A 2,989-nucleotide genomic window follows, 5' to 3' on the forward strand; every position below is an offset into this window, starting at 1 on the left:
GCATATTATCAAGTATCAATCAGGAATATTTTGTACTCCTTATGGATTTTTGATAATATGTGAACTTTTATTTTCAATCGAATAAGGCCGATCATATTGTAATCTTTTTAAATTTTAGGAGGCATTACCATGACATTAACAGGTAAAGTAAAATGGTTTAACAGCGAAAAAGGTTTCGGTTTCATCGAAGTTGCAGACGGTAGCGACGTATTCGTTCACTTCTCAGCTATCACTGGCGACGGCTTCAAATCTCTTGACGAAGGTCAAGAAGTTAGCTTCGAAGTTGAAGACGGTAACCGTGGACCTCAAGCTAAAAACGTTGTAAAGCTATAATTCAATCAATAAAAAGGTTGTTACCAGCTCGGTTAACAACCTTTTTAATATATAACTAAAAATTTTTACATAAAAGGAGTGGTTACATGTATCGCAATCGAAAGAACGATGTAGCAGAAGTACCACCAGAACAAACCCCTGTTTGGGAATGTGAATCAGAGGATTGTTTAGGATGGATGAGAAAGAACTTTTCATTTGAAGAAGAGCCTAAATGCCCTTTATGTAAAAGTAGTATGAAAAGTGGAGAACGTTTATTACCTAAAATAGGTTGATTTTTACAAGCCCCTCTTATTTTAAATAAGAGGGGCTTTTTTATTAATAATGAATATCCTCTACATCTGTTCGTACAATAGAATACATTAATGCATCGTGTTGTTTATTTCCTTGATGAATGTATCCACGTAACAGCCCTTCTTGTTGAAAACCTAATTTAGATAACATATTACACGAAGTTATATTTTCAGGATATGTAATAGCTCCAATTCTAAATAAACCTAAATCTCGAAATCCATACGTAATAATTTTTCGAGCAGCTTCAGAAGCATAACCATTCCCCCAATAACGAGGATGCAAATCATATCCAATCTCTGAGCGTTTACTCCAAAGTTGTAAATTATTTAATCCAATTGTTCCTACTAAAGTATTTGTGTCTTTTAATACAATCCCCCAACGCATTGCCTTTTTCTCAAAGTAATTTTTCGAAAAAGATTCAATCATACGTGAAGCTTGTCCAAACTCAGTAAAAGAATTCATACCGTAATAACACGTTACCTCATCCAATGAGAATATTTCATATATTTTTTGACAATAAGATTGTTCTATTTCAACTAAGCGCAAGCGTTCCGTTTCTAATATAGGAAATGCCATAACCATAGGATCACTCCTTTCTCTCTACTAATTTATTATAGCAGAAAAAGTATTTATAATTAGGAAAGTCCTCAATGTCCCACAAATCAAACATTTCTAGCGACGCTTTTCCTCATTTTCACTTACTAATGAAGCAAATGCACCCGTTCCAATTCCAATATCAATAATCTTTTGCCTCTTATTTAATTGAATCATTTCTTTCGCTTCAAGAGTACTTGAGACTCCCACGACTAAAGTCGCAAGCCCGAATCCTTACGGAATTACGGGTGGGATTCTTGAATGACTAAGCGTTCGCAGTCCATTTCTGTTTTGAACAGCCTTCAAGATAAGGGCATCTCATTGCCCCTCCTAAACCAGACCATATAGGTGCTTAGGCTGATTGACTGTTACCATCAATCACAGTTGCGTAGCGAATATTCATCGCTCCAACGATATCACGATGTGTCTTAAACCCACATGGACACTTGTATTTTCTATCTCGAGCCTTATTCTTTTCAGCACATTTCGGACAACTTTGACTTGTATAAGCTGGATTCACATATTCAATCTGAATACCAGCTATCGTTGCTTTATAGGCAATAAATTGTGCCAAACGATAGAATGACCAAGTGTGTAGATTTTTTTCGTTTTTACGGCTTGTTCTTGCCGTCTGTCTTATATTCGTTAGTTGTTCTAATCGAATGACAGAAATATGATTTGCAATCGCAAAATTAATAATTGCACGACTTATTTTGTGATCTTTATCTTGCATCCATCTTTGCTCTTTATCATCCATTCGCCGAATGGCATTCACTTTTTTGTCTTTTCCTAACTTCTTACGAACACTACGAAACTTACGCTTCTTATATTTATTGTGCCTACCACTCCCAAAGAAACGAACCTTATCATCATCTGTGATTGCTACTGCAGGGACCTTGAGACCTAGGTCTACCCCTAAAACTTTCGTTCCTGCTCTTTCATTTGTAGGAAGTGTGACAGATATTTGGGCCATCCACTTATTCGATTTCTTTGTGATACGAAGTGTACCTAACTTATGTTTTAACAAATCCAAATTGCGATTTTTTTTATTGATTAATAAAGCACGGACCTTTAAACGAGTGGACTTTCCATTTACCTTAAACGGGATTGAAATATGAGTGGCTTCAAATGAATAATTTTGATTGTTCCATACACAAACAGGTCTCTTTAGAATCGGAATGATTTTATAATTACTTTTCTTTACTTTTGTAGCAAACAAACTTTTTGCGTCTTTAATCGCTTGATTCTTCACCGCACTTGGGATATTTGCTTCAATATCTTTTGTGCTTTTTTTCGTACTTTTCTTTGCTTTAACCATTTCCGATACAAGTGTATTTATAACTTTGATATATTCGTGACTACTTTGTTCCAATAAACGGATTTGTTCTTTTGTTGGAATCAATTTCACTTTCACTGTTAGGGTCTGTGACATACGTTTCATCCCCTTGTTTTTTGATTTTCAACATCGTTCATTTGATACATTTCTAGCAATAGAAACAAAATGAGAACGTGTCCATAAACTTTGCAACTGCATGAGACGATAAGATTTTTCTCTCAAACACTTTGAACCGTTCTTCTATAATCATTTATTCTCGTTACAATATATCTTTTATTCTCAGAAAATCACAACAAAAAGACCTAGAGAAACTACCTATACTTTGGATACTTAAAGTACCACGAACCTTGCGATTTTTAGTGGTACTCCGTATCCAACCTCACTTTCATCCCATGCCTAAAGGCAATGGGCTTTCTCGTTCGGAAAGGGCTGTAA

At 35.3% G+C, this 2,989-nt stretch carries 4 protein-coding genes; 2 read left to right on the forward strand and 2 right to left on the reverse strand.

Annotation, left to right across the window (positions count from 1 at the left end; all coding sequences use genetic code 11):
* The first annotated feature begins 129 nt into the window (after positions 1-129).
* A complete protein-coding gene (gene cspD, locus AB3X48_RS20185) occupies positions 130-333 on the forward strand; it encodes a cold-shock protein CspD (RefSeq protein ID WP_002012849.1) in 204 nt (67 codons plus the stop codon).
* An 86-nt stretch (positions 334-419) separates the two neighbouring features.
* Positions 420-605: a cold-shock protein gene (locus AB3X48_RS20190; RefSeq protein WP_000286202.1), complete on the forward strand. Its 186-nt coding sequence runs from the start codon at positions 420-422 to the stop codon at positions 603-605.
* A 43-nt stretch (positions 606-648) separates the two neighbouring features.
* On the opposite strand, the gene AB3X48_RS20195 is transcribed toward AB3X48_RS20190, so the two are convergent.
* Together AB3X48_RS20195 and AB3X48_RS20200 are read right to left on the reverse strand one after the other, a co-directional pair.
* Positions 649-1,200, reverse strand: coding sequence for a GNAT family N-acetyltransferase (locus AB3X48_RS20195; RefSeq protein ID WP_088099078.1), 552 nt, complete (start codon positions 1,198-1,200; stop codon positions 649-651).
* 370 nt (positions 1,201-1,570) lie between these two features.
* Positions 1,571-2,650, reverse strand: coding sequence for an RNA-guided endonuclease TnpB family protein (locus AB3X48_RS20200; RefSeq protein WP_199715432.1), 1,080 nt, complete (start codon positions 2,648-2,650; stop codon positions 1,571-1,573).
* Positions 2,651-2,989: the final 339 nt, after the last annotated feature.

The sequence above is a fragment of the Bacillus sp. S4 genome (assembly GCF_040838205.1).
In the GTDB taxonomy this organism is placed as follows: domain Bacteria; phylum Bacillota; class Bacilli; order Bacillales; family Bacillaceae_G; genus Bacillus_A; species Bacillus_A cereus_U.